Here is a 24,786-nt window from a genome sequence, read left to right on the forward strand (position 1 = left end):
AAACCTGTCGGACCTGTGGTACACAATGATCAGGTGAACGCAGCCTGATGCTCATCGGGCCGCCACCGAAGTTCCACGGAACTCGGGACATCCTCAACATCGCCGCCGAGGACAAAAAGCTGTTCTGGATCGAGGGCACCACGCAGCGGTTCCGCGGATACAACTACTTCGGCGAGCACCCCGAACCCATGCTCGAGTGGTTCGACTCGCACATCGATTAGTTCATTGCCGCAGTAGTCAGTGATGTCATGATGATGTCTGAGTCCCCGTCTCGTTCACCTCCGCTGCCAATGAGTGCCGGGCGGTTTCCGCCCGGCGGGCGCCACGACCGGGAAATTCCGACCTTCGCCAGAAACGGTGCCTGAACGCCTGCCGACGACCACATCTACAGCGACAGGTGCGCGAACGGTCGCTCGTCAGGCGAAGTGGGTATTGAACCAGTCGAGCATCTGCGCAGGCTGCTGGGCGAAATAGTTGTACCCGTCGAACCGGCGTGTGGTGCCCTCGATCCAGAAGAGTTTCTTATCCCGCGCGCCGAGGGCATCGTAGATTCCCTGGACATCGGACGGCCGGGTACTGGAGTCTTCACGCACCTGAATCACAAAGGTCGGAGCCTGCACATCGGGGGCGTACGACAGAGGGGAGAGCTCGTCCAGGTCGAAGCTCGTCAGATTCTTGATTTCCTTGGCGAACATCTCCACGCCACCCGGGATGCCATTAGTTTCACAGGCAACCTCGACAAAGGGCCGAAGAGACACCGGTTGGACCGCGACCATGGCCCGGATGTTCTCGAACTCCTCGGGGTGCTTGGACATCGCAACGATAGTGGAGTCCGCGCCAAGACAGCGGCTGAGCAGTCCGATACGGGAGTTGTCGATGTTCATCCGGGACCGACCGTAACGAAGGGATCCGATCACGTCCCGATACTCGAGCAGGCCGATGCCGACGACGCCGCCGTTCCCGGAGCCGCTCAGCCCGTGGTTGCGCAGGTCGTACGCCAGGACGTTGTAACCGGCGTCGTGGAGGTTCTTGTAGTCGGGCAGAAAGTTGACCTCGAAATCGGCGAAGAAGCTGAACTCTTCGATGTGACCCGGATAGCCGTACCGATTACAGGGCATCGGGTGGTTGGCGATAACAAGCTTGTCGGAGTCGGCCGGAACGAACCAGCCTTCCAACGGAGTCCCATCCATCGAAGGGAAGGTCACGTCCTCATAGGCGAGACCCACCTCGTCTGGGCGGCGTAGCACAGGAGTCCGCATCGAGTACGCGAGTGTCCGTGCAAGCGTCGAAACAAACTGCTCTGACGTGGTCGTCATGGTTCTAACTCTCCTGATTCAGGGATCAATTGGGGCATCGGGACCGAGCCGTGAGGTGCAGGCCCTTCGTAACGCGTCATCCACATTCACACGCAATCCCCACGCAAGGCAGAGCAGATCCCTTCCTGGCAATACCGGTTCCAGGGAACAAACCTGCCCACCCACCACCCGCGCCGAAGATGGACAATTACAGCCATGAGCAACCGCGGGGAACACAACGAATTAGGAGACTTCCTGAGGGCTCGTCGGGCCGAAGTCACCCCTGACGAGGTGGGGCTACCGACCATCGGCCACCCGCGCAGGGTGGCCGGGCTGCGCCGGGAAGAAGTCGCTCAGCTCGCATCCATCAGCGCGGACTACTACACCCGCATCGAGCAGGGGCGACTGGCCGGTGCATCAGTCTCCTCGCTGGCCGCCATTGCGCGCGCCCTGCGCCTGAGCCCCGACGAGACCCGCTACCTCCACCAGCTAGCACACAAATCCGAGGCACCCCGCCTTCGTAAACGCGTGCAACAGCATGTGCACCCCCAGACCCAACGTCTGCTGGACAACTTGACCGACACCCCCGCTCTCGTTCTCGGCCGTCATATGAGTGTCCTAGCTTGGAATTCCCTCGCCGCAGCTCTTTACACCGACTTCGGGGTGCTCCCGACCAGGGACCGCAACCTGTTGCGGCTGACTTTTCTCGATCCGCACATCCGTGACCTCTACACCGACTGGGAATCCGCCGCCCGAAACTGTGTGGCTTTCGCCCGGATGGACGTCGCTCACTCACCCGCGGATCCGGAGCTCCAGGCATTGGTCGGCGAACTCTCTGTCCTCGACGAGGACTTCCGTCAGTGGTGGGCATTGCATGACGTCGCTTACAAAACATTCGGCACCAAACAATTCCACCACGCTGTGGCCGGTGATCTGACGTTGGATTGGCAAACCCTCACCTGCCCACACGACCCCGATCAGTCGATCATGGTCATGACGGCACCACCAGGATCACCTTCCCAGCAGGCACTGCGCTTTCTCATCTCGTGGGCTACCGAGAGTGGAGATGAGCACCACAGCGTGCAGCCCTAGGAACAGCAACGCAAGCAACGACTCCAACTCGTCGGGTTTCGCAAACAACACGTGGCAACTCCGCATTAAGGTTGCGTCGGTCCACGACCCGGGCAGCGACCTGCGTGCGGGAGGTGAAGCCCAGTTTGGCCAGGATGTGCTCCACATGCCCTTGCGCGGTGCGAGGGGAGATCACCAGACGGGCAGCGATGGCCTGATTGGTCAAAGCTTCGGCGATCAGATCGGCAACTCGGCGTTCCCGCTTGGTCAGTCGCGTCGACGCGCCGGTGGCCTGTCCGGAGGTGCCCGACGGTTGCTCGGGAAGGCGTATGCGATAGCGGCATCGAAGCCAAGTCCCTCGCCCTTGCGGAATGCCCCTGCGAATGCTGTGTCACCAATTTGTTTGCCGGGTACTCCGTTCGCATTCCTCATGGAAGACAGTCAAGTTGGAATGAATGACCACTGTGCTGCCTATGGACCGCGCCAGCCCTTCTGCGGCGCCCAACAGGACCGCAGCCCGTGGTGCGCCGCGTTGTCCGACGCCGATCCAGGCGAGCGCCTCGATGCAGGCTGCGGCGACGTGGGGGCTGTGCACTGTCCGAGTCAAATCCAGCGATTGTTCGAGGAGTTGGACCGCGCGATCGGTGTCGCCTTTTCGCCACACGGCAAGGCTCAGGGCCCACTGCGAGTGTGACCGATACACCTTCTCGTCGTGGGTGTCCGTGATCGCGAGAACACGTTCGTGGCATACGATCGCGCGATCCGTCAGGCCGATCAACCCATAGGCCAACCCCAACAAGTACAGGACATGGTCACACCCTCGGCCTGACGTCACGGCCAGCGTGCGGCAGGGCCTACTTCGTTTCCTGGATCTCGCTGGGCCGCCAGCTCTTGTCGAAGAAGGATTGCAGCGGGCTGTACAGGCGCAGGATGACGAACCAGCCCTTTCCCGGAACGGTCTGGATCCAGTTGCCGTCGCCGACACCGTCGGGCTTCTCGGGGCCGATGTGGACGGTGGTCGACCCGTCGGCATCGGCCTCCGCGGCCGGTGACGGGTAGCTCTGACTCCCCGATCTCGGGAAGCGCTGCGATGTTTGCAGCATCGACCGGGTCTGGTTGTCGTACAGGGTGACCGACCAGAACCGGGCCGCGGGGATGTCCGGCGGCAACGACATCTTGTAGGTCTTCGCGCCGTCGTAGTAGTTGTTCTCGGTGTCCTTGAAGGCCGCCAGATATTGCGATCCGATGCCGGTCAATCGCATGCACATCGCCGGGGTGATGCCGGTGTAGCCGTAGAGGAACAGGGTCCGCAGGTGCAGTTTCCTCGCACCGCCGGGCGGGAACGGCTTGATGCCCTCCTCGGTGACCAGCGGCGGCGGCGTCTCGAAGGTGAAACCGCCCGGGAAGAGCATGTTGGTCCAGGCCGAGTCCGGGTAGTACCGGAGGCCCTCCGCATCGCGGCCGTCGAACATCAACGACCGCGAGGTCGCGTGCCCCACCGCGGCCGCCTCCTCCAGAATCTTGCGCATCCGCTCGTCCGGGTCGAACCTTTCACCCTTGACGATGCCGATCGCCGCCAGTTGTCCCATCGTCTCGGGGTCGGTGGCGGTGGCGGGCTGCTCCTGGATCATCGCGTTGAGCGTCTCGTAGAAACCGAAGCCGGACGGTGGGATGGTGTTGAGCGCTGTGCCGCTGGCCTCGACGAACCGGGTCTCCGGCGGCGCCGCCGCCTTCCCCGGGCGGACCTTCCCTTCCAGGAGGGTCGCGACGCTGGTCCCGTAAGTGCCCGGCACGTACGGATAGATCGCGAGAGTGCTCTTGATCAGGGCGGCCGTGGGCTTCGGGTCGTTGTCCTGCATGAAGGAACGACCGATCAGCAGGGCCTGGTTGGTGCCCGAATGTCCGACGTGGAAGCCGCTGTCGGGCAGGGGACCGTCGTAGCCCGGGGGGACGAGCAGGAATCTGCCGCCCTCACCCCGGTCGGGGCCGGGAAGGCCGAAGTCGCAGATCCAGTGGAACCACATGTCGTCGAAGGTGCCCAACGCCATCGGCGGTGTCTCGACCACCATCGGGCCGTCGCTGAGATTCACGACCGACCAGTAGTAGATCGTGTCGGCGTTGGCGGTCAGGAACAGCGATTGGGAATCCATCAGGTCCGAGAAGATCAGGATCGAGTTGTCCTCGGCACCGGCGTCGATGAATCCCTGACGCAGCGCCCAGGTGGATGCTCCCTGAAAGGCGCCCAGGTAGACGTTCACCCCGTGCAGGAAATCGAGGTGGTCGTACGCCTTCTCCACTGTTTCCCTGGACGGTGCACCGTCGGTGAACTCCAAGGCGCCGAGGCGGGTTTCCATCCGGTCGGGCGCGGAGATCGATTCCAAGGTTTTTCGGTCGACACTCATCTGACAGGTTCCTTCCACTCTTGACGCTGGCGACGCGGCTGACGCGGCCCCGGATGCGCACCGCGCGCAAATCTGTCCTGTGCCCGGGCGCTACCGCCCGGGGCGGTTCATGCCTTGTTCTCGTACTGCTCGGCGGCGGTGTCGATGGTCAACCCGGAGCCGAAATGCGGACCGCCACCGATGTTGTAGATGCCGGCGATCCGCTTGGGATAGGAGTTGGCGGCGACGACGGCTTCGGACCAGGGGTCGAGGTGCGACAGCAGTTCGTCGAGGTCGTCTCCGAGTGCGTCCAGCACGGACCGTTCGAGTTCGTCGGTGCGAACCTCGATTTCCTCGCGGAATGCGCGGCCGGCGTCGGTGAGCTTCTCATCGCCGGTCATCAGTCCACGCTTCTCGAGTCGCTCGAATCCGGCGTCCATGTCGGCGGCGGCCCAGCCGCGGGTCGGAGCGTATGCGCGGGCGGGTAGCCCCCACCACTGTTCGGTCAGCAGCAGGATCTCGACCGCGTCGACGCCGCCGACCGCCCAGGTGATGACGTGGCTGTCGCCGCGGTGCTCCCGCAGCAGGTCCGCGGCCCGCCACAGGTCGCCGATCGGGTTGCCGGGGAAGCCGAGCGAGCGCAGTCCCCCGTAGATCGGGTGCGCTTCCCACCGGGCCGCGGCGGCGCCGCGGCGGAGGAGCTCGGTGACCCGATCGAGGCCCTCGGGCTGATCACCGAGCACCCGCGCCAGCATGGCGGTCGCACCCTTCTCCCGAGCTGCGAGGACCGCCTCCCGGCCGGCGATCTGCCAACCGGCCTCGACGGCCGGCACGACCACCTTCGGGTTGAAGCAGCCGAAGGCGGCGACAACTACTTCCGGCACCTGGCCCAAACATGCGCCGCGACTGGTGAAGTACGCCGTTAAATCCGGGCGGGCCGCGCCTTCATGGGTGACGGGACTGCCCGCAAAACCGAGTTCCTCGTACGCCGCATGCGCCTCCGGGGCGAAGTACACCCCGGCCGCCACCGGTTCCAGCGCGTTGCGCAGCCGGCGAGCCCTCTCCTGGAAATCTGTGGTCATCGGATCTTCTCCCTTTTTGTTCGGTGCCCGCCGGTCATGTCGAGGGTGTCGTTTCCTGGGCTGGTTCTGTCTCGCCGCGGGGGTTGTTGCGGAACCAGGTGGCGTAGCGGTTGGCCAGCGGAGCGGCGCTGAGTCCGTGGGCCAGGACCGAGAGCCCGATCGTGACGATCGCGGTGGTCAGGAGCAGATCCTCGTGGGGCAGTTCGCCCGGTTCTTCGAGGATGAGAATCGCGAAGACGATGGTGGCGAGCCCGCGGGGGCCGAACCAGCCGATGAAGCCGACGGTCGGGGCGCGGGCGTGCATCCCGATCATCGACAACGCCACGGGGACCATGCGGACGACGGTCAGACTCACCACCGCGTAACCGAGCACCGCCCAGGACAGGTGGCCGAGGGCGCGGCCGAGCAGGATGGCGCCGAAGACGATGAAGGTCACGGCGCTGAACAGGTCCCCGGACTCGTCGAGGAGGCCCGCACCGTCACTGCCGGCCCCACTGCGACGCCGGATCGTCCCGAAGGTGAGTCCACCGACGAACGCGGCAATGAATCCCGACCCGCCCAGCGGCACGGCGACGGTGTAGGCGAGCACGGCGGCGGCGACGGGAACGATCTGCGCCCACAACGGGTCGATCGTGCGGCGCCGTTGGGCGGTGATCAGGATCGCGGCGGCGACCGCCCCGGCGCCGAGGCCGGCCACGATGCCGTACCCGATCTGTTCGGCGAGCAACCGGACGGCCGCGCCGTTGCCGATCGCCCCCGACTCGGCCTGGGCGACCGCCAGCACGATCAGAAAAAGCGGCACGCAGATCCCGTCGTTGAGACCACTTTCGACGTTCAAGCCCTGCCGCACCCGGGACGGCAGAAGCGGGAGCGTGACCACGGCCTGCCCGAGCGCGGCATCGGTGGGGGCAAGGATCACCGCGAGTAGCAGCGCCTCGGGCCAGGCGAAGTCACCGAGCATCACCACCGCGGCGCCGAAACCAGCCGCGATCGTCAACGGCAGCCCGATGCCGAGCAGCCGTGCCGGCAAGGAGATTTCGGCGCGCAGTGCCGGCAGGTCCACATGGGAGGCATCGGAGAACAGCACCAATGCCAGCGTCACCTCCGCGAGGAGTTTGATGATCTCGCCGGTGGCTTCCACGTCGATCAGCCCGGCCACGCTCGCGCCGAGTACGAGGCCACTGCCGGTGAAGACGATCGGGGCGGTAATCGGTGTGCCCTTGATGCGGCCCGAGATCGCCGCAAAGACGAGCAGCACCCCGGTGATTGCAGGCAGTGCCCACGTCACGATGCACCGACTCAATGCGCCTGGTCAACCTCGCTGGGTCTCCAGGTCTTGTCGAAGAACGATTGCAGCGGACTGTAGAAGCGCAGTATCACAAAGAATCCCTTGTCCGGATCACTCTGGATCCAGTTGCCCTCGCCCACACCGTCCGGTTTCTCAGGGGCGAAGTGGACGGTGGTCGACCCGTCGGCATCGGCCTCCGCGGCCGGTGACGGGTAGCTCTGACTGCCTGACCTCGGGTAGCGCTGCGGAGTCTGCAGCATCGACCGAGTCTGATTGTCGTACAAGGTAACCGACCAGAATCTGGCCGCGGGGATGTCGGGCGGCAACGTCACCGTGTAGTGCTGGGAGCCGTCGTAGTAGTTGTTCTCGGAGTCCTTGAACGCAACCAGGTATTGTGACCCGAGACCGGTCAGCCGCATGCACATCGCCGGGGTGATGCCGGTGTAACCGAAGAAGAACAACGTCCGCAGGTTCAGCTTCTTCGCGCCCCCGGGCGGGAACGGCTCGATGCCCTCCTCGGTGACCAGCGGCGGCGGCGTCTCGAAGGTGTAACCGCCAGGAAAGAGCATGGCGGTCCACGCCGACCCCGGGTAATAGAAATGCCCCTCCGACTCGCGAGCATCGAACATCAACGCGCGCGAGGTCGCGTGGCCCACGGCGGCCGCCTCGTCCAGGATTTTGCGCATCCGCTCGTCGGGGGCGAACTTTTCACCCTTGACGATGCCGATCGCCGCCAGCTGCCCCATGGTCTCGGCGTCGGTGGCGGTGGCGGGCTGCTCCTGAACCATTGCGTTGAGCAGCTCGTAGAAACCGAAGTCGGATGGCGGGATGGTGTTGAACGCCTTCCCGCTCGCCTCGACGAACCGGGTTTCGGGGTGTTCGGCCGACTTCCCGGGGCGGACCTTTCCCTCCAGGAGGGTCGCGACGGCGGTGCCGTAGCCACCGGGTGTGTACGGGTAGATCTTCAGCCGGTCCTTGATCTCCTCGACCGTGGGTTTCGGGTCGTTGTCCTGGAGGAAGGACCGGCCGAGGATGAGGGCCTGGTTGGTGCCCGAATGTCCGACGTGGAAGCCGCTATCAGGGAGGGGGCCGTCGTAGCCAGGGGGGACGAGCAGGAACCTCCCGCCCTCGCCCCGGTCGGGGCCGGGCAGACCGAAGTCGATGATCCAGTGAAACCACATGTCGTCGAAGACGCCCAGCGCCATCGGCGGCGTCTCGACCACCATGGGTCCACCGGTCAAGTCGATGATGCCGACGTAGTAGACCGTGTCGGCATTGGCGGTCAGGAACAGGGACTGCGAATCCATCAGCTCGGAGAAGATGAGGATCGTGTTGTCCTCGGCGCCCGCGTCGATGAACCCTCGGCGCAGCGCCCAGGTGGATGCTCCCGGGAACGCGCCCAGGTAGACGTTCACCCCGTGAAGGAAGTCGAGGTGGTCGTACACCTTGTCGACGGTCTCCCTGCTGGGTGCGCCGTCGGTGAACGCCAGGGCGTTGACGGGGGTGTGCATCCGGTCCGGCGCGGAGATCGATTCCAGGGTTTTTCGGTCGACACTCATCAGACGGTTCCCTTCCGATCGCCGGCGACGATTCCCCGGGGGCGGTACCCCCCCGGCATCAGTTCAAACCCCTCGACCGACATCGGTTTCGACGACTACCTCTCCGCATACGTTCTGGAGTCGTCGCTGCACCACCTCGACCTGATCTCACATCTCCCGGGCGCGGCGAAACCGCTCGGAGCGGGGCTCGCCCGGTCCCGCGACATGCTGGAGAAGATCGCCGGGACCGCGTTCCTCGCGTCGTTCTCCGACACAGACGCGCTGCTCGTCGGCACCGGACGGCGGGCCCCGAACGACGCGGAGAAGGCCGAACCCGGCGCGCTGGCCGCGAAGCTCCCGCTCGGATTACGTCTACCTTTGGATGAGTCAGTGGGATCACGCCGTCGGGCGATATCCTGAGAACCTGTCATCGAGAGGCTGAACGTGCGGATTTCGTCGAACATATCGTGGACCGGCTGAATCGATCTGGACGATGTCCGATGTCGATCCGTTCGAGACCCGCCGCGATGTGACCCCGTCGGTCGCATCGGAACTGGCGGCTGACGGATTCGACGACGCCCGGGAGATCGGGCGCGGCGGCTTCGGTGTCGTGTACCGGTGCACGCAACCGGCGCTCGACCGAACCGTTGCCGTGAAGGTGCTCACCGGCGATCTCGCGGAGGAGAACCGGGAGCGCTTCTTCCGCGAACAGAGGGCGATGGGCCGCCTCACCGGTCACCCGAACATCGTCACTGTTCTCCAGGTCGGTGTCACCGACAGCGGACAGCCATTCATCGTGATGCCCTACCACCTGCAGGGCTCCCTGGACGAACGTATCCGACGGCACGGTCCGTTAGGCGTGGACGACGTGCTGCAGCTCGGAGTGAAGCTGGCCGGCGCATTGGAGGCCGCTCACGGTCAGGGCATCGTCCACCGCGACGTCAAGCCCGCGAATATCCTCCTCACCGACTACGGCGAGCCGGCGCTCACGGACTTCGGGATCGCGCATATCTCGGGCGGGTTCGAGACCGCTGCCGGCATCGTCACCGGTTCACCCGCGTTCACTGCGCCCGAGGTTTTCGGCGGCGCGGCCCCGAGCCCCGCCTCGGACATCTACGGACTCGGAGCCACCCTGTTCTGCGCAGCCACCGGCCACGCCGCATTCGAGCGCCGCAGCGGCGAACAGTTGGTAGCCCAATTCATCCGCATCACAACCGAACCGACACCGGATCTGCGAGATCAAGGCCTCGCAGACGATGTTGCTACCGTGATCGAGCAGGCGATGGCCGGTCGCCCCGAGGACCGGCAACCCTCGGCCGCCGCATTGGGCGAGCGACTACGCGAAATTCAACATCGCCGCGGACTACCTGCAGGCGATGTAACTCTCCATGCGCGAGCCACACTGGAACCGGAACCGACATCAGCTGGGCGGTTTCCCACGAACCCTTCCCGCCACGAGCGAGGGAACCTCCCCCTGGATTTGTCCAGCTTCGTCGGTCGCAGACACGAAATCACCGAAGCGAAGAATCTACTGGCATCGTCGCGACTGCTGACGTTGGTCGGCATCGGCGGAGTCGGGAAAACACGTCTCGCACTACGACTTGCCACGAGTATCCAGCGCGAGTTCGCCGACGGAGCATGGCTCGTCGAGCTCGACGAGGTCCGCACCGCGTCCCGATTGATCGACGTGGTGGCCGCCACACTTGGTGTGCGGGACCACACCGGCCGGTCGCTACACGAGATTCTGCTGGACTTCCTGTCCTCGCGAGAACTGTTGCTGATATTGGACAATTGTGAACAAGTGGTCGACGCCGCCGCCGACCTCGCCACAGCGCTGCTGCAACAGAACCCGAACCTGCGCATCCTCGCGACAAGCCGCGAACCCCTTGCCACAGCCGGGGAGGCAACACTGCGGGTTCCCCCACTCACCGTCCCCGACCCCGACCGCGAACCGTCACTCCAGGGTCTGCCCCGCTACGACGCCGTGTCGCTGTTCACCGAACGCGCCACCACCGCGGTAGCGACATTCACGTTGACAGATGCCAACAAGTCTGCGGTGACTCGGATCTGTCAGCAGTTGGACGGGTTACCTCTGCCCATCGAACTGGCGGCGGCGCGGTTGCGCGCGATGTCCCCCGAACAAATCCTGCAGAGACTTTCCGACCGGTACACGCTGTTGACCCGCGGAACCCGAGGCGCGCCTTCGCGCCAGCAGACACTCCGGCTATGTGTCGATTGGAGCTACGACCTCTGTACGCCGCTCGAGCAACTGACGTGGGCACGACTGTCGGTGTTCCCCGGCGGTTTCGATCTGGATGCCGCAGAACACGTGTGCGGGGACAATGTGCCAACCGGGGACCTGCTGGACTCAGTGGCAACCCTCGTCGACAAGTCGATCCTGATCCGCGAAGAGCACGACACCGCGGTCCGCTTCAGACTGCTCGAGACCCTACGCGCCTACGGCCGGGAGAAGGCCCAGCACAACGGTGACTACCACGACCTGCGCCGGCGGCACCGAGATTGGTATCGCCAGCTCGCCCGCACCGCCGAGGACGAGTTCATCAGCCCCCGGCAACTCGGGTGGATCGCGCGATTCAGCAGTGAGCAGCCGAATCTGCGGGACGCTATGGACTTCTGCGTCGCCGAGGACGATGCCGAAGCCGGTTTGCAGATCGCTACACCCTTGATGCAGCTCTGGGGGTCACGCGGCCTCCTCAGCGAGGCGAGACGCTGGCTCGACCAATTCCTGTCACTCCGGGGTGAACACCCGAACATTGCCACCATCCGAGCGCTGTACGCCGACTGCCTCATGACCGAACAGCAGCGGGACCATCAGCGAGGTGCCGCTCTGGTCGAGCAGGCGCGAACCCTCGCCGACCAGATCCCCGACCCGATCGCGCACGCGATCGTCGACCACGCGGACGGTCTGGTCGGGTTGTTCAACGGCGATCTCACTCGGGCGGTTTCGGGTCTGGAGCGGGCGCTGTCCGTGTTCCGACAAGCAGAGAACGACCTCGCGCTACAGATCGAGTCTCTGACGTTGCTGGGATTGGCGTATCAGCTGCTCGACGCCGAACCCCACCGGGCGATCGAATGCTACGAGGAAGTTCTCGCGATTACGAAAGTTCATGGTGAATCCGTCTATCGGTCCTACGCGTTGTGGGCGATGGCCGTTGCGCAATGGCGACTGGGCGCACAGAGCCGCGCAGTCGAGTTGCTCGGGGAGGGATTGCGGCTTGCTCGGCTCGTCGACGACCCGGTCGGTTGCGCAAATTGCTTCGAAGTCTTCGCGTGGATCGCCGGAAGCGGTGACCCTACTCGCGCCAGCACGCTGATGGGAGCCGCGGAAGCGCTCGGTCGCGCTGCCGGAAGCCCACCCGTGTTCGTTCCAGACCTGCGCGTATACCACGAAGAATGTGAGCGGGCCGCCCGTCGGATGCTCACCGAACACGCCTTCGAGGACGCCCGGCAGCACGGCAGGGCTATGGATCTCGCTTCCGCTGCTTCCTACGCGCTCGACGAGAATCCTCGAAAGCCGACGTCCCATAGTTCCGCCACCTTGACGAAACGCGAACAGCAGGTTGCGGAACTGATCGCCGATGGCCTCACCAACAAGGCGATTGCCGCCCGCCTCGTGATCTCCCAGCGCACCGCTCGAGGACATGTCGAACACATACTCACCAAACTCGGATTCACCTCGCGAGCACAGGTCGCAGCCTGGGTTGTCGAAGAGCGACAATCGCCGTAGTTGCCGCTCATGGGCCGGTGAGGGATGGGCGATCCCGACACCGGACCCGCCTCGATCGAGCTGAGGGAACCTGCCGCTACAGCGACTTTGCGATGATTCCCTTCATCACCTCGTTGGCGCCCGCGTAGATCTTCTGGACGCGGGCGTCCTCGTACATCCGGGCGATCAGGTACTCACGCATGTACCCGTACCCACCGTGCAACTGCACACACCGGTCGATCACCGCGCACTGCTGCTCGGTGAGCCAGTACTTCACCATCGCCGCCTCGGACGGGTCCAGTTCACCGCGCAGATGCGCCTCGATACAATGATCCAGGAACACCGCACACGTGCGGGCGATGGTCTGACACTCGGCGAGCTCGAACGCCGTGTTCTGGAACTCGAACAGACTGTGCCCGAACGCCTGCCGCGACCTCGTGTACGCGACCGTGTCCTCCACCGCACGAGTCATCGCCCCGGACGCCTGCGCACCGATGATCAGCCGCTCCTGCACCAACTGCGCCATCAACTGCCCGAAACCCTGCCCCTCCGCCCCCAGCAGATTCGACACCGGCACCCGCACGTCCGTGAACGACAACTCCGACGTGTCGGCGCCGTGCTGACCGACCTTGTCCAACACCCGCCCGACGACGAAACCCGGGCAGTCCCGCAGATCGACGATCAGCAGCGCCACCCCCTTGGCACCGGCCTTCGGGTCGGTCTTCACCGCCAGCACGATCACATCCGCCGACGCACCGTTGGTGATGAACGTCTTCGACCCGTTGACGATGTAGTCGTCACCGTCCCGGATCGCGGTCGTCTTGATCGCCTTGAGATCCGACCCGGCGCCGGGCTCGGTCATGCCGATGGCGCCGAGGATCTCCCCGCTCGCCATTCCCGGAAGCCAAGTCTTCTTCTGCTCCTCGGTGCCGTACTCGAGGACGTAGTGCGCGACGATGCCGGAGTGCACCGAGATGCCGAACGCGAGATCACCGGCGTAGCCCTGGGCCTCGAACACTGCGAGGTCGTGCGCGAACGTGCCCCCACCGCCGCCGTACTCCTCCGGGATCGAGCAGCACAGCAACCCCAGCTTGCCGGCCTCGAGCCACACCTCACGGTCGATGCGGTGCTGGGCGTCCCACTTCTCGTTGTGCGCGACCACCTCGCGTTCGAAGAACCCGACCGCAAGCTCGGACAGTGCCCGTACTTCGTCGTCGTGCCATGACGGGATGTGCTTCTTCATCGTCTGCCCTGGTTTCTAGATGCGCCGGAAGAGGGCGGCGAGGGCCTGGCCGCCGCCGATGCACATGGTGACGATGCCGAGTTCGAGGTCGCGGCGCACCAGATCCTTCGCCAGGCGCAGGCTCAGAATCGCACCGGTCGCCCCGACCGGATGCCCCAGCGCGATCGCACCGCCGTACGGGTTGGTCTTCTCCGGGTTCAGCTTCGCGTCCCGGATCACCGCAACCGCCTGCGACGCGAACGCCTCGTTCAGCTCGATCACGTCGATATCGCCGGGGGTGGTGCCGGTCTGCCCGAACAGGTTCGCCAACGCCAGCACGGGGGCGTACCCCATCAGAGCCGGATCCATCGCCGCCGTCGCGACCGCCTCGAGCGTGACCAGCCCGGTCAGGCCCCTCTCCTGCGCGGCGGACTGGGTGGCCAGGACCAGGGCCGCGGCGCCGTCGTTGATCCCGGACGCGTTGCCCGCGGTCACCGAGCCGCCCTCCTCGAACGCCGGCCGCAGCTTCGCCAGGGTCTCGAGGGTGGTGTCGGGCTTGGGGTGCTCGTCGACCTCGATCGTCTTCGGGCGGCGGCCCCCGATCTGCACCGGGGTGATCTCCTCGGCGAACGCCGCCCGCGCGGCCTCGGAGGCGGCGCGGCGCTGGGATTCGACGGCGAACTCGTCCTGCTGCCGGCGGCTCACGTCGTACTTGCGGGCGACGGCCTCGGCGGTGCGGCCCATGTGCACCCCGCCGAACGGGTCGGTCAGGATCGCGACCGTGCCATCCACGAGTTTGCGGTCGCCGAGCTTGTAGCCGGAGCGGGCGGAGAAGTCGTAGAACGGCATCCGCGACATGTTCTCGTCGCCGCCGGCGAGGGCGAAGTTCACCCCACCCCAGCGCATCTGCTGCGCCGCCGACCACACCGCCTGCAGACCGGACCCGCACAGCCGGTTGACGGTGTACGCCGGCGTCTTCTCCGGAAGTCCCGCGGCCAGGGCCACGCGGCGTGCGTTGTAGGCGTCCGGTCCGACCTGACCGATGCAGCCCATCACCACCTCGTCGATGTCCTCACCCGGCACCCCGGCACGCCCCAGCGCCGCCTTCGCGGCGGTGGCACCCAGCTCGTGGGCGGGCACGTCCTTGAACGCACCACCGAAGCTGCCGATCGGGGTCCTCGCGCCGTCGACTACCACGATCGGTTCAGGAGAATTCATGACGTGCCCTTCCGTCTCTCTACCAGTATGTGGAGATAGTAGGACTTCAAAGTACCCAGCGGTTCGGGCAGGGCCTCCGGCACGTCGCCGGGTCAGGTTCCGCGGATCAGATCGGCGCACTTCTCGGCCATCGTCATGACCGTGATGTTGGGATTGACGAAGGGCAGTTTCGGCATGGCGGACGCGTCCACCACCCGCAGATTGCGGACGCCTTTCACCCGCAGTTCCGGATCGAGGACGGCCATCGGGTCGGTCGCCGCACCCATCCTGGCGGTCCCGGCGGGGTGGTACACCGTGTTGTGCGTCCGGTGCGCGTAGTCGACCAGTTCGTCGTCGGTCACCGCTTCCGGGCCGGGAGCCAGTTCCCTCGTGATCCAGTCGCGGAGAGGTTCCTGCTCGGCGATGCGACGCGCCAGCCGGATCCCGGCGAGCATTACGGCCTCGTCGTGGCCGTCCGGGTCGGTGAAGTACCGGGGATCCACTCGCGGACGATCCCGGAAGTCGCGGGAGCGGAGCCGCACCGTTCCGCGGGAGAGTCCCTGCGTGACGTTCGGGGTGAGGCAGAAACCGTTGTCCGTGGTGGGGTATCCCCACCGGAGTGTGTTCATGTCGAACGGCACGCTGCCGTAGTGCATCATCAAATCCGGATAGTTCAGCCCCTCCGCAGTGGTGGCGAACACTCCGATCTCCCACCACTGCGTGGAAGTCTCGACCATCGGCCGGGACGCATCCCAGAACACCAGCCCCTCGACGTGATCGTCGAGGTTCTGCCCCACCCCGGGAGCGTCGACCCGAACCTGCACACCCATCTCACGCAGATGCACCGTCGGCCCGATACCCGAGAGCATCAACAGTTTCGGTGTGTCGATGGCCCCGGCGGTGACGATCACCTCGCGGCGCGCCGAGACCGTGTCGTATCCGGTGAGATCGGGACGCAGGTACCGCACGCCGGTCGCCGCAAGCGAATCGTCGATGACGATTTCGCTGACCCAGCAGTCGGTGCGCACGTCGAGATTGGGGCGGGACCCGAGGATCGGGTGCAGGTAGGCGTGCGACGTCGACATGCGCGTGCCGTCCTCGGACGCGTTGATCTGGAACCACCCCGCGCCGTCGAGCACTGTCGTGCCCCGGTTGAACTGCACGGTGGGCAACCCGACCTTCGCCGCAGCCTCGAGCAGGGCCACGCCGCAGGGGTCGTGCGGCGGGACGTCGCGCAACCGCACCGGGCCGCTGCGGCTGTGCTGCTCGCCGGGGGCGTCGTTGTTCTCGACCCGCGCCACGAGCGGCAGCACGTCCTTCGCGCCCCAGCCGGTGGCGCCGGCCGCCGCCCAGTCGTCGAGTGTCTCGGCGGGTGGCCAGAACGCGATGCACGAATTGTGGGAGGAGCATCCGCCGAGCACCTTGGCGCGGGCGTGCCGCATGAAGCTGTTGCCCTTCTCCTGCGGCTCGACCGGATAGTCCCAGTCGTAGCCGGAGTCCAGCAGATGCATCCACTGCGACAGCTCGAGGACGTTGCGGTCACCGACGTCGGACGGCCCGGCCTCCACGAGGCAGACGGTCACCGAGGGGTCTTCGCTGAGCCGCGCGGCGAGCACACATCCGGCCGTTCCGCCGCCGGCGATCACGTAGTCGAACACGCTGTCCGTCATGGAAGTTCACTCTCCGCCTCGTCTTTCGACGACGCCGCATGCGAGGCGAGGCATCCGATGTGGTTGCGGCCCTTCACCGCATACCAGAGGAGACCGAGCCCGAGAATGATGCCGATGTAGACGAATGCACCCCACGTGTTGTACCAGGGGGTGCCGTACACCTCGGGGCGCGGCCACGCGAGATTGAGCGCCATCCCCACTCCCCACAGCACGGCGAAGATGTTCACCGGAAGCCCCCAGCGGCCCATCGTGAAGTAGCCGCTCTCCGCGAGTTCCTTCGGCGGCCACAGACCCTGTAGTCGCTTCTTCAGCAGCGGACCGGTGACCATGAGGTACGCCAGGTAGATCATGATGATCGCGATCGACGTCAGCACCGTGAAGATCTGCGGCTGACCGATGTTGATGACGAGGATGAACGCCGCGAGCACACCGATCACGATGGCGGGGACCACGGGCGTCTGATGCTTCGGGTTGACGTGGGCCAGGCGCTCCCCGAAGGGCAGCGCGTTGTCGCGGGCCATTGCGAACGTGAGCCGGATGGCCGCGGCGTGCACCGCGAGCGAACACACCGTGACCGCGACGACGATGCAGACCAGGAAGATCTTGCCGAGCGGCCCCCACATCACCTGCTCGACGATGTACTGCAGGCCGCCCTCACTGCTGCCGATCAGCGGATCCTCGAGGTCGGGGGCCGCCATGACGGCGAATACCAGGATCGCCCCGCCGATCACGAACGACGCGAGGATCGCCCGCAGGATCGCCTTGGGCGCCGTCCGTCGCGGGTCGACGGTTTCCTCGCCGAGCGAACTCGCGGTGTCGAATCCGTACATCACGTACCCGGACGCGAGAGACGCCACCAAGAAGACGGACAGATATCCGCCGCTCTCCCCGGCACCGTAACCGTGGGTGGAGAAGAACACGTCCGGACCGCGGGTGATGTTGGCGGCGAGGATGATGGCGATGAGGACGGCCGCGATCAGTTCGACGAACACACCCGAACTGTTGATGAGAGCCATCAGCTTGACACCGAACGCGTTGACCGCTGTGGTGAACGCGATCATGATGGTGCCGAGAATGACAGCGTTGGTGGCGAAGTCGTACTCGCCGCTGCCGTCACCGATGATCTGGAACCCGCTCCACAGCCGCGGCAGGTTGAGTTGCAGCGCCAGCACGACGGCGGAGAGGGTGACGATCGACGCGGTGAGCATCAGCCAGCCCGACGACCATCCCACGATCCTGCTGCCGAGCAACTTGGCCCAGTTGTAGACCGAGCCGGCGACCGGGTATTTGGCGGCGAGCTCCATGAAGCACAGGGCGACGGCCATCTGCCCGACGAACACCATCGGCCAGGACCACAGATACGCCGGTCCGGCGGTGCCGAACCCGAAGTAGAACAACTGGAACGTGCCGGTGAGAATCGAGATGTAGCTGACTCCCGCCGCGAAACTGGCGAATTTGCCGAGGCTGCGGTCCAATTCCTGTTTGTACCCCAGTTCGCCGAGTCCACTGTCCCCCGGTGCACCTCCGTCACCCACTGCTCCGTGCCGAGTAGCCATGGTTCTCTCGCCTCTCCGTGCGCCGACCTAGCCGTTGTCGAACCACCCCGCCGCCGTGGGCGAGGTGTTGTGCCAGATATGTTTGGTCTCCTGGTATTCCGCCAGACCGGTGGGGCCGAGTTCGCGCCCGTTCCCCGACATCTTGAAGCCGCCCCACTCGGCGGCGGCGGTGTAGTAGCCGAAGTCGTTGAGCCACACCGTGCCGTGGCGCAGACCCCGCACCATCCGCTCACCCCGCGCGCTGTCGGCGGTCCGGACGCCGGCGGCGAGGCCGTACTCGGTGTCGTTGCCCAGTCGCAGCGCCTCCTCCTCTGTGGTGAAGCGCTCGACGGTGAGGATCGGTCCGAACGTCTCCTCCTGCACGAGGCGCATGGTGCGGTCGCAGTGGTCGAAGATGGTGGGCAGGTAGTAGCTCCCGTCCGCCAACGCGGGATCGGAGGGCCGGGCTCCCCCGGTCACCAACCGGGCGCCCTCGGAGAGGCCGAGCGCCACGTACCGTTCGACCTTCTCCCGGTGGGCCTCGGATACCAGCGGGCCGGTTCGGCTCGCGGGATCGAGACCGTTGCCCATCCGGATCTTCTCCGCCCGCGCGGCGAGCGCGGCGACGAACCGGTCGGCGATGGACTCCTCGATGATGAGGCGGCTGCCCGCCGAGCACACCTGACCGGAATGCAGGAACACCCCCGTGAGCACCTGGTCCACCGAGTCGTCTCCGTCCGCGTCGGCGAAGACGATGTGCGGATTCTTGCCACCGAGTTCCACCGCCACCTTGGTGACGTTCTTCGCCGCGGTCTCGAGGATGACGCGTCCGGTGGCCAGCCCGCCGGTGAAGGAAATGAAGTCGACGTCGGGGGTGCCCGTGAGTGCGGCGCCCAGGACGGCGCCGCTGCCCTGCACGAGGTTTACCACCCCGGCGGGGACACCTGCTTCGGCGATAAGCGCGGTGAACGCGATGGTGCTGAGCGGGGTCACCTCGCTCGGTTTGAGGACCATCGTGCACCCGGCGGCCAGCGCCGGCGCCACCTTCCACGAGATCTGCAGCAGCGGGTAGTTCCACGGTGCGATGAGCACGCACACGCCGATCGGCTCGCGCACCACCCTGCTGATCACCTCGGGGCGACCGACATCGATCAGATTGTCGGCTTCGACCGCGGCGAGTTGCGCGTAGTACCGGAACACCGACACCACGTCGTCGATATCGATCCTGCTCTCCTCCAGAGTCTTTCCGGTGTCGAGCGTCTCGATGCGTGCAAGGGTCTCCTTGTCGCGCTCGAGGAGATCGGCGATCCTCGCGACCAACGCCGTGCGCTCGGCGACGGGTGTGCGGGACCAGGTTCCCTCGTCGAAGGCCGCGCGGGCAGCGGTAACTGCGCGGGTTGCATCCTCCGGGGAGGCCTCGTCGACGGTGGCGACCACCGATCCGTCGGCCGGGTTGATGCAGTCGCGGGTCTCGCCGGAGCTGGAGCGGATCCACTGCCCGTCGACGAACAGGCCCGTGTTCAAGAGGTCATCGATCGACTGGTCCTGCATCACTCAACTCCGTGTCTCGCCGGAACGAACGCACCCCCTTTACGGTATGCCGTCGGAGTCGCGGTCGGCGGGGATCGCGCACACATGTCCGATTCGCGACGGTATCCGTGACCGAGAAGAGTGTGTCCGGTAGCCGGACGCGCGTGCGCCTAGCGGCTGCGATAGCGTCGTCAGGCGAACTCTTCGCACATTCCCGGACAGGACACACCAAGAAACGGAGCACCCGTGGTCGCGATCGGCACGTCGGATCTGGACATCTTTCCCCTGGCCCTCGGCGGTAACACCTTCGGCTGGACCAGTGACGAACCGACGTCGTTCGAGATCCTCGACTCCTTCGCCGCAGGTGGCGGCAACTTCGTCGACACGGCGGACTCGTACTCCGCGTTCGCCGAGGGCAACTCCGGCGGCGAGTCCGAGACCGTCCTCGGCAACTGGATGGCGTCCCGCGGCAACCGCGATCACATGGTGATCGCCACCAAGGTCAGCCAGCACCCGGAGTTCAAGGGCCTGGCCCCCGCCAACGTCCGCGCGGCGGCGGAGGCATCCCTGAAGCGGCTGCAGACCGACCACATCGACGTGTACTACGCCCACTTCGACGACGCCGACACTCCCCTCGTCGACACACTCGGTGCCTTCGACGAACTGGTCCACGACGGGCTCGTCCGCCACGTCGCCATCTCCAACTACTCGCCCGAGCGCATCCGCGAGTGGCTGTCCCTGACGGCCGAGAACGGCTTCGCGGCCCCGATCGCGCTGCAGCCCCACTACAACCTGGTGCACCGCCACGACTACGAGCCCGAGGTGGCCGCGATCGCCACCGAGAACGGCCTGGGCGTCTTCCCGTACTACTCGCTCGCCGCGGGTTTCCTCGCCGGCAAGTACCGCACCCAGGCCGACCTGGACGGTCAACCCCGCCAGCGGATGGCGACCCGCTACTTCTCCGAGTCCGGCCTCGCCGTCGTCGACGCCCTGGCCGAGATCGCCGAAACACACTCGGCGGAGATCTCCACCGTCGCGCTCGCGTGGCTCCTCACCCGACCCGGCATCACCGCGCCGATCGCGAGCGCGAGCCGCCTCGAACAACTTCCTGCCCTGCTCGACGCCCCGACCGTGACCCTGACCGCAGCCGAGATCAGCCGGCTCACGACTCTCTCGGACGCGATCGGCGCCTGACCTCAGCTCAGCAGCTTGCTCCGGAGCCGGTCGACGGTCGCCGCACTCAACCCGAGCCCCTCGGTGAGATAGCGGTCGACCGTGCCGTACTGCTCGGTGAGCCGACCGAGCCCGGCCTCGAGGTAGCTCCGGTCGACGCCCAGCAGCGGCTGGTAGATCTGCGCCACCGCCTCTCCGCGGCTCGCGGCGATCTGGTCGTACGTGATTTTCATCGATGCGGCGGTGTACTCGTTGGTGCGCAGATAGTCGTCGAAGATGGTGTCCTGCGGGACTCCCGCGATGGACAGCAGCAGCGCGGACGCCCAGCCGGTGCGGTCCTTGCCCGCCGTGCAATGGAAGATCTGCGGCCCGTCGGTGTCGGCCAATGACGTCAGAAGTTGCGCGAACCCGGCCCGGGTTGCCGCGTCGTCGACGAAGCTTCGGTTCATCTGCTGCATGAACGCGACGGCGTCGGCGGGCGACTTCAATTGCGCGACTGCGGCCCCCAGGTCTCCCGACAGGATGGGGATGCCGAGGTACCGCGGCCCGGCCGGGAGCCGGTCGGGTTTCGCCGCCACCTCTTCGACGGTCCGCACGTCGTACACCGCGGTCAGTCCGAGCCCGGTGAGGACCGCGAGATCCTGATCGTTCGGAACCAGCGCGTTCGAACGGTAGAACAGTCCCCTCGTGACGTGTCCTCCACGGGAGGTGGCGTACCCCTGGCCCGATCCCCCGACGTCGCGGAAGTTGTCGACCGACGCCAATCGGGGTGTCTCGACGACCGGGCCCGCGCTCCCGAAGTCGGACGAACCGAATCCCGGGAGACTGATTCCGGGTAGCGACAGTGGGTCCGCCGAAGCGAACGCAGGCGCGCCGATACCGGCGAACAGGACGCTGCCGGTGATCAGCGCCGCGGCGGTGGAGGTGACGCGTCGAGACATAGGGGAAGCCTTTCGATGGGCTGTCGGGGAGATCCGCTCGTCCGGCATGTCCGGAACGTCAGCGGGTAATCCACATCACAGTGGCCGGACGTTTCCCGTGGCTACGAGTTGTTCCGATCACCGGGAGAACCCGTTTCCCGCCGGCGGCGCCCACAGCAGACTCGGGCCGTCGGCAGCCGACGTGCCCGACGAACGTGACTCTTTGACGACGAGGATGTGAGCTGAGATGACCGAGACCGCACAGCAACTGGCGGGGAAGGTTGTGATCGTGACCGGGGCGGCGCGGGGGCTCGGCGCAGCATTCGCCCAGCGCATCGTCGACGAGGGCGGCAGCGTCGTGGTCGGCGACGTTCTCGACGACGACGGCCGCGCGACCGTCGACCAGCTGGGTGAGCGGGCGCGGTACAGCCACCTCGACGTCACCGACCCGCAGCAGTGGCAGACCGCGGTCGACGTGGCGACGAGCGAATTCGGACGCGTCGACGGCCTCGTCAACAACGCCGGTATCTCCACCGGCCAATACATCGAGCACGAACCGCTCGAACACTTCCGGACCGTCCTCGACATCAACCTGACCGGCGTGTTCAACGGCCTGCAGGCCGTGATCGGCCCGATGCGCGCCGCCGGCGGCGGATCCATCGTCAACATCTCGTCGGCCGCCGGACTGATGGGACTCGCGCTGACCGCCGGTTACGGCGCGTCCAAGTGGGGTGTGCGCGGGCTCACGAAGATCGCCGCCGTGGAACTCGGCACCGACCGGATCCGCGTCAATTCCGTCCACCCCGGAATGACGTACACCCCGATGACCGCCGGCCTCGGAATCCAGCAGGGCGAGGGCAACTACCCGAACACCCCCATGGCCCGGGTCGGGGTGCCCGAAGAAATCGCCGGCGCCGTCGGATTCCTGCTGTCCGACGCGTCCACCTACGTCACCGGAGCGGAACTGGCCGTCGACGGCGGCTGGACCGCCGGGCCGACCGTCAAATACGTCATGGGCCAATGAGATCGAATTCGAAAGCAACACGAGGAGCACAGACGATGAATCGATTCGACAACCGGCGGATCCTGGTGACCGGAGCCGCGTCGGGTATCGGACAGGCGACCGCCCTCCGCCTGCTCGAGGAAGGCGGCACCGTCGTGGCAGCCGACGTCTCCGAGGACGGCCTCGCGCGGACGGTGGAACTGGCCGAGGCGGCAGGCACGGCGGGGCGCCTCAGCGTCGCCGCAATCGACATCGGCGACGAGAAGTCCGTCACCGACGGCGTGAGCCGCAGCGTCGAGAATCTCGGCGGACTGGACGTACTCGTGAATGCCGCAGGCATTCTCCGCGCCTCGCACACCCACGAGACGTCGCTGGACCTGTGGAATCAGGTGATCGGGATCAACCTCACCGGCACGTTCCTCATGGTTCGCGAATGCCTGCCCGCGCTACTGCGCAACGAGCGCAGCGTGGTCGTGAACTTCAGTTCCACGTCCGCCGCGTTCGCGCACCCCTACATGGCCGCGTACGCCGCGAGCAAGGGCGGCATCCAGTCGTTCACCCATGCGCTCGCCCTCGAATACGGCAAGCAGGGTTTGCGCGCCGTCGGCGTCGCCCCCGGCAGCATCAAGACCGGCATCACCGACGCCACATCCGGATACGTTCCGTCCGATGCCGATTGGAGCCTGTTCGCCAAGCTCTCACCCATCCTCCCGACCACCCTGGAATCGGGTGGCGCGGCCATGGGCGGACCCGAGCAGGTCGCCGGAGTCGTCGCCATGCTCGCCTCCGACGACGGCGCGTTCGTCACCGGAACCGAGATCCGCATCGACGGCGGAACCCACGCCTGAGCGGTGAACCCTTGCGCGTGCGACGGCGGCACGTAGGTTGGATCCATGAGCCTGCCCACACCTGCCGCCGATCGCACCGCGCTCGTCACCGGAGCGTCGTCCGGGATCGGCGCGGCCCTCAGCCGTGAACTCAGCCGCCGTGGTCACCAGGTGGTGCTCGTCGCACGCCGGGCCGAGAAGTTGGAGGAACTGGCCACCGAACTGCGGGCCGCAGGTGGTCGGGCGCACGTGCTGGGTGCCGATCTCTCCGACCGCTCGGCCCGCGCGACGCTGCTCGACCGGGTCGGCGAACTCGGTCTCACCCTCGACATCCTCGTCAACAACGCCGGCCTGTCCACACTCGGCCCGGTGGCCGCGTCCGATCCGGACGCCGAGATGAACATGATCGAGGTCGACGTGACGGCCGTCGCCGACCTGTGCAGCCGCGCCCTGCCCGGCATGGTGCAACGACGCCGAGGAGCCGTCCTCAACGTCGCCTCCACTGCCGCGTTCCAGCCGCTGCCCGGACAAGCTGCCTACGCCGCAGGCAAGGCATTCGTCCTGTCCTACACCGAGAGCTTGACCGGCGAACTGAAAGGCAGCGGCGTCACGGCGACTGCCCTCTGCCCCGGGCCGGTGGACACCGGTTTCGGTGAGACAGCCGGCTTCGCGAAGGAAGACGCCGAGGCCGCACTGCCGAGCTTCATGTGGGAAAGCCCCGAATCCGTGGCCAGGACCGGAATCGACGGCCTCGACAAGGGGCACATGATCGCCATCCCCGGCCTCGCGAACCGGGCGGCTTCCGTGTTCGCCCACCTCGCGCCGAACAAGCTCCTCGTCCCCGTCCTGGCCAGCCGTCATCCCGGTTTGCGGACGTAGAAACGGCCGCCGGTTTACTGTGGCCTAGTGGAGATGACTACCGCTACTCGCCGATTCGCACAGATCACCGCCACCGTGGCCGTCGCCGCCGCCGCCCTTCTCGGGAGCGCCGGTGTGGCCGCCGCCGACGAATGGCCGCCGGTGCCCACCGAGCCCAGTCCGGTCGCGCCGTTCGACAACCAGAACTTCCTCACCCCGACCGACGTCGACTATTGGAATCCGTTCGTCAGCGCAAATCGGCTCACCTCGCCGTTCGGAACCGCCAACCGCATCGTCTGCACCGGATTCCACGGCGTGCTGCTCGATTGCTGGCAAGCCGACCAGAACGGGCAACCACACAAACTCGTCAAGTTGTCCATGGACTTCCCCGGATCCCTCGGCGCCACCCTCCCCGGCGGAGGCCCCGGGCACTTCGTCTACCCGGGCTTCATTCCGGGAATCTGAACCA

At 66.1% G+C, this 24,786-nt stretch carries 20 protein-coding genes and 1 pseudogene; 9 read left to right on the forward strand and 12 right to left on the reverse strand.

Annotation, left to right across the window (positions count from 1 at the left end):
- The first annotated feature begins 47 nt into the window (after positions 1-47).
- On the forward strand, positions 48-221 hold the full coding sequence (locus tag ACFVJ3_RS12045; RefSeq protein ID WP_378452263.1) for a hypothetical protein: 174 nt from the start codon (positions 48-50) through the stop codon (positions 219-221).
- A 195-nt stretch (positions 222-416) separates the two neighbouring features.
- Here ACFVJ3_RS12045 and ACFVJ3_RS12050 read toward each other — a convergent pair whose 3' ends face one another.
- A complete protein-coding gene (locus ACFVJ3_RS12050) occupies positions 417-1,316 on the reverse strand; it encodes an alpha/beta hydrolase family protein (RefSeq protein ID WP_378452264.1) in 900 nt (299 codons plus the stop codon).
- Positions 1,317-1,511: 195 nt separating this feature from the next.
- On the opposite strand from ACFVJ3_RS12050, the gene ACFVJ3_RS12055 reads away from it, so the two are divergent.
- Positions 1,512-2,387, forward strand: coding sequence for a helix-turn-helix transcriptional regulator (locus ACFVJ3_RS12055; protein WP_378452265.1), 876 nt, complete (start codon positions 1,512-1,514; stop codon positions 2,385-2,387).
- Positions 2,388-2,463: 76 nt separating this feature from the next.
- On the opposite strand, the pseudogene ACFVJ3_RS12060 reads toward ACFVJ3_RS12055, so the two are convergent.
- The 5 genes and pseudogenes from ACFVJ3_RS12060 to ACFVJ3_RS12080 all read right to left on the reverse strand — a co-directional run.
- Positions 2,464-3,174, reverse strand: a pseudogene (locus tag ACFVJ3_RS12060) (response regulator transcription factor); the annotation flags it as partial.
- A gap of 46 nt (positions 3,175-3,220) precedes the next feature.
- A complete protein-coding gene (locus tag ACFVJ3_RS12065; protein WP_378452266.1) occupies positions 3,221-4,768 on the reverse strand; it encodes a DUF1254 domain-containing protein in 1,548 nt (515 codons plus the stop codon).
- A 107-nt stretch (positions 4,769-4,875) separates the two neighbouring features.
- Positions 4,876-5,829: a hypothetical protein gene (locus ACFVJ3_RS12070; protein WP_378452267.1), complete on the reverse strand. Its 954-nt coding sequence runs from the start codon at positions 5,827-5,829 to the stop codon at positions 4,876-4,878.
- Between the two features lie 34 nt (positions 5,830-5,863).
- A complete protein-coding gene (locus tag ACFVJ3_RS12075) occupies positions 5,864-7,117 on the reverse strand; it encodes a cation:proton antiporter (RefSeq protein WP_378452268.1) in 1,254 nt (417 codons plus the stop codon).
- An 11-nt stretch (positions 7,118-7,128) separates the two neighbouring features.
- Positions 7,129-8,676 (reverse strand): DUF1254 domain-containing protein, encoded by a 1,548-nt coding sequence (locus tag ACFVJ3_RS12080; RefSeq protein WP_378452269.1) that lies wholly within the window; start codon positions 8,674-8,676, stop codon positions 7,129-7,131.
- A gap of 204 nt (positions 8,677-8,880) precedes the next feature.
- On the opposite strand from ACFVJ3_RS12080, the gene ACFVJ3_RS12085 reads away from it, so the two are divergent.
- Both ACFVJ3_RS12085 and ACFVJ3_RS12090 read left to right on the forward strand, forming a co-directional pair.
- On the forward strand, positions 8,881-9,075 hold the full coding sequence (locus tag ACFVJ3_RS12085) for a hypothetical protein (protein WP_378452270.1): 195 nt from the start codon (positions 8,881-8,883) through the stop codon (positions 9,073-9,075).
- A 73-nt stretch (positions 9,076-9,148) separates the two neighbouring features.
- Positions 9,149-12,403 carry a protein kinase gene (locus tag ACFVJ3_RS12090; protein WP_378452271.1) on the forward strand — a complete coding sequence of 1,085 codons (3,255 nt, stop codon included), beginning with the start codon at positions 9,149-9,151 and terminating at the stop codon, positions 12,401-12,403.
- A gap of 76 nt (positions 12,404-12,479) precedes the next feature.
- On the opposite strand, the gene ACFVJ3_RS12095 is transcribed toward ACFVJ3_RS12090, so the two are convergent.
- The 5 genes from ACFVJ3_RS12095 to ACFVJ3_RS12115 form a co-directional block, all read right to left on the reverse strand.
- Complete coding sequence (locus tag ACFVJ3_RS12095; RefSeq protein WP_378452272.1) at positions 12,480-13,625, reverse strand: acyl-CoA dehydrogenase family protein; 1,146 nt, start codon at positions 13,623-13,625, stop codon at positions 12,480-12,482.
- Positions 13,626-13,640: 15 nt separating this feature from the next.
- Positions 13,641-14,822 (reverse strand): thiolase family protein, encoded by a 1,182-nt coding sequence (locus ACFVJ3_RS12100; RefSeq protein WP_378452273.1) that lies wholly within the window; start codon positions 14,820-14,822, stop codon positions 13,641-13,643.
- A gap of 92 nt (positions 14,823-14,914) precedes the next feature.
- On the reverse strand, positions 14,915-16,471 hold the full coding sequence (locus tag ACFVJ3_RS12105; protein ID WP_378452274.1) for a GMC family oxidoreductase: 1,557 nt from the start codon (positions 16,469-16,471) through the stop codon (positions 14,915-14,917).
- The gene (locus tag ACFVJ3_RS12110) at positions 16,468-18,027 is read right to left on the reverse strand and encodes an APC family permease (protein ID WP_378452275.1); all 1,560 of its coding nucleotides are present in this window, start codon (positions 18,025-18,027) and stop codon (positions 16,468-16,470) included. Before ACFVJ3_RS12110 ends, ACFVJ3_RS12105 begins: the two co-directional genes overlap by 4 nt.
- Before the next feature lie 27 nt (positions 18,028-18,054).
- The gene (locus ACFVJ3_RS12115; RefSeq protein ID WP_378452276.1) at positions 18,055-19,557 is read right to left on the reverse strand and encodes an aldehyde dehydrogenase family protein; all 1,503 of its coding nucleotides are present in this window, start codon (positions 19,555-19,557) and stop codon (positions 18,055-18,057) included.
- A 225-nt stretch (positions 19,558-19,782) separates the two neighbouring features.
- Between ACFVJ3_RS12115 and ACFVJ3_RS12120 the strand changes: the two genes are divergently transcribed.
- Positions 19,783-20,730: an aldo/keto reductase gene (locus ACFVJ3_RS12120; RefSeq protein WP_378452277.1), complete on the forward strand. Its 948-nt coding sequence runs from the start codon at positions 19,783-19,785 to the stop codon at positions 20,728-20,730.
- A gap of 2 nt (positions 20,731-20,732) precedes the next feature.
- On the opposite strand, the gene ACFVJ3_RS12125 is transcribed toward ACFVJ3_RS12120, so the two are convergent.
- The gene (locus ACFVJ3_RS12125; protein ID WP_378452278.1) at positions 20,733-21,650 is read right to left on the reverse strand and encodes a tyrosine-protein phosphatase; all 918 of its coding nucleotides are present in this window, start codon (positions 21,648-21,650) and stop codon (positions 20,733-20,735) included.
- A gap of 226 nt (positions 21,651-21,876) precedes the next feature.
- Between ACFVJ3_RS12125 and ACFVJ3_RS12130 the strand changes: the two genes are divergently transcribed.
- The 4 genes from ACFVJ3_RS12130 to ACFVJ3_RS12145 are packed head-to-tail and all read left to right on the forward strand — an operon-like array spanning position 21,877 to position 24,782.
- A complete protein-coding gene (locus tag ACFVJ3_RS12130) occupies positions 21,877-22,653 on the forward strand; it encodes an SDR family oxidoreductase (RefSeq protein WP_378452279.1) in 777 nt (258 codons plus the stop codon).
- A gap of 35 nt (positions 22,654-22,688) precedes the next feature.
- Positions 22,689-23,480, forward strand: a complete 792-nt coding sequence (locus ACFVJ3_RS12135; RefSeq protein WP_378452280.1) for an SDR family NAD(P)-dependent oxidoreductase — start codon at positions 22,689-22,691, stop codon at positions 23,478-23,480.
- Between the two features lie 45 nt (positions 23,481-23,525).
- Positions 23,526-24,338 carry an SDR family NAD(P)-dependent oxidoreductase gene (locus ACFVJ3_RS12140; protein ID WP_378452281.1) on the forward strand — a complete coding sequence of 271 codons (813 nt, stop codon included), beginning with the start codon at positions 23,526-23,528 and terminating at the stop codon, positions 24,336-24,338.
- Between the two features lie 33 nt (positions 24,339-24,371).
- Complete coding sequence (locus tag ACFVJ3_RS12145) at positions 24,372-24,782, forward strand: hypothetical protein (protein ID WP_378452282.1); 411 nt, start codon at positions 24,372-24,374, stop codon at positions 24,780-24,782.
- Positions 24,783-24,786: the final 4 nt, after the last annotated feature.

It is taken from the genome of Rhodococcus sp. NPDC127593 (assembly GCF_042671975.1).
GTDB lineage: Bacteria > Actinomycetota > Actinomycetes > Mycobacteriales > Mycobacteriaceae > Rhodococcus_F.

Coding starts and splice junctions, on each gene's coding strand:
- ACFVJ3_RS12135 (WP_378452280.1), top strand. CDS start 22,689: ATGAATCGATTCGACAACCGGCGGATCCTGGTGACCGGAGCCGCGTCG.
- ACFVJ3_RS12095 (WP_378452272.1), bottom strand. CDS start 13,625: ATGAAGAAGCACATCCCGTCATGGCACGACGACGAAGTACGGGCACTG.
- ACFVJ3_RS12100 (WP_378452273.1), bottom strand. CDS start 14,822: ATGAATTCTCCTGAACCGATCGTGGTAGTCGACGGCGCGAGGACCCCG.
- ACFVJ3_RS12140 (WP_378452281.1), top strand. CDS start 23,526: ATGAGCCTGCCCACACCTGCCGCCGATCGCACCGCGCTCGTCACCGGA.
- ACFVJ3_RS12070 (WP_378452267.1), bottom strand. CDS start 5,829: ATGACCACAGATTTCCAGGAGAGGGCTCGCCGGCTGCGCAACGCGCTG.
- ACFVJ3_RS12125 (WP_378452278.1), bottom strand. CDS start 21,650: ATGTCTCGACGCGTCACCTCCACCGCCGCGGCGCTGATCACCGGCAGC.
- ACFVJ3_RS12115 (WP_378452276.1), bottom strand. CDS start 19,557: ATGCAGGACCAGTCGATCGATGACCTCTTGAACACGGGCCTGTTCGTC.
- ACFVJ3_RS12065 (WP_378452266.1), bottom strand. CDS start 4,768: ATGAGTGTCGACCGAAAAACCTTGGAATCGATCTCCGCGCCCGACCGG.
- ACFVJ3_RS12130 (WP_378452279.1), top strand. CDS start 21,877: ATGACCGAGACCGCACAGCAACTGGCGGGGAAGGTTGTGATCGTGACC.
- ACFVJ3_RS12090 (WP_378452271.1), top strand. CDS start 9,149: ATGTCCGATGTCGATCCGTTCGAGACCCGCCGCGATGTGACCCCGTCG.
- ACFVJ3_RS12110 (WP_378452275.1), bottom strand. CDS start 18,027: ATGGCTACTCGGCACGGAGCAGTGGGTGACGGAGGTGCACCGGGGGAC.
- ACFVJ3_RS12055 (WP_378452265.1), top strand. CDS start 1,512: ATGAGCAACCGCGGGGAACACAACGAATTAGGAGACTTCCTGAGGGCT.
- ACFVJ3_RS12045 (WP_378452263.1), top strand. CDS start 48: ATGCTCATCGGGCCGCCACCGAAGTTCCACGGAACTCGGGACATCCTC.
- ACFVJ3_RS12050 (WP_378452264.1), bottom strand. CDS start 1,316: ATGACGACCACGTCAGAGCAGTTTGTTTCGACGCTTGCACGGACACTC.
- ACFVJ3_RS12085 (WP_378452270.1), top strand. CDS start 8,881: ATGCTGGAGAAGATCGCCGGGACCGCGTTCCTCGCGTCGTTCTCCGAC.
- ACFVJ3_RS12105 (WP_378452274.1), bottom strand. CDS start 16,471: ATGACGGACAGCGTGTTCGACTACGTGATCGCCGGCGGCGGAACGGCC.
- ACFVJ3_RS12145 (WP_378452282.1), top strand. CDS start 24,372: ATGACTACCGCTACTCGCCGATTCGCACAGATCACCGCCACCGTGGCC.
- ACFVJ3_RS12080 (WP_378452269.1), bottom strand. CDS start 8,676: ATGAGTGTCGACCGAAAAACCCTGGAATCGATCTCCGCGCCGGACCGG.